A 1,051-nucleotide genomic window follows, 5' to 3' on the forward strand; every position below is an offset into this window, starting at 1 on the left:
TATTCCTTCCTACCTCTACTAATCCCCTCCTAGTTTCTTAGTTGGACTATGAAGACGAAAGCCAAAACTAACTACAGAGTCCGTAACTGGCAGGAATATGATGCGGCGCTCAAGCAGCGAGGGAGCCTGACTTTCTGGGTGAGTGAAGAAGTAATCGAACAGTGGCGCAACGAAAAGAAAACAGGACGGAAAGGAGCCTCCAACTATTACAGTGACGTGGCGATCGCTACGATGGGAACTGTACAATCGGTATTTAACTTAGCAGGGCGGCAGACGGAAGGATTTCTAGAATCACTGTTTATCTTGATGGGAATTGAGTTGAAGGTACCAGATCACTCCACCCTATGCCGTCGTTTGAGCAATTTATCGGTGGAACTGCCCGTAATCCCAAAGGATGACGCAATCCATGTTGTAGTGGATTCAACTGGGGTAAAAGTGTATGGTGAAGGAGAATGGAAAGTTCGCACACATGGGGTAGGTAAACGACGGACGTGGCGGAAGTTGCATCTGGGAGTTGATCAAGGAAGCGGAGAGATTTTGGCTGCGGTGGTGACTACTAATGATGTAGCTGATTGCGAGGTACTACCCGACTTGTTGGAGCAGATTGACTCCAATATTGAACAAGTATCTGGTGATGGCGGTTATGACACATTCAACTGTTACGACACAATCACTCAACGCCAAGCCAAAGCAGTGATTCCACCTCGCAGTAACGCTCAGATTCAACAGCCTCATAACTCTGAACTGCCTCCACATCAAAGAGATGAAAATTTGCGTCGGATACATCAAATTGGTCGCCAGCAATGGAAGCAAGAAAGTAGATATCATCGACGTTCTTTGTCTGAAACAGCTATGTTTCGACTAAAAATTATTTTTGGGGGTAAGCTAAGACGACGCTTTTTTGACAATCAAGCTGTTGAGTTATTTCTGCAATGTGCTGCACTTAATCGCATGATTCAGTTAGGCAAGCCAGATAGCTACAAAGTGGAAAAATAATTACTAACTCTGCTAAGAGTTGGTGTGCCTTTTTTCTGTTTCATGCAACAAAGCC

Annotated in this window: 1 protein-coding gene; it reads left to right on the forward strand. The window is 45.0% G+C overall.

All coding sequences use genetic code 11. From position 1 onward, the window contains the following. Positions 1 to 48 precede the first annotated feature (48 nt). Complete coding sequence (locus A4S05_RS37505; RefSeq protein ID WP_069074818.1) at positions 49 to 996, forward strand: IS5 family transposase; 948 nt, start codon at positions 49 to 51, stop codon at positions 994 to 996. Positions 997 to 1,051 lie beyond the last annotated feature (55 nt).

This window comes from Nostoc sp. KVJ20, from assembly GCF_001712795.1.
Taxonomy (GTDB): Bacteria; Cyanobacteriota; Cyanobacteriia; order Cyanobacteriales; family Nostocaceae; genus Nostoc.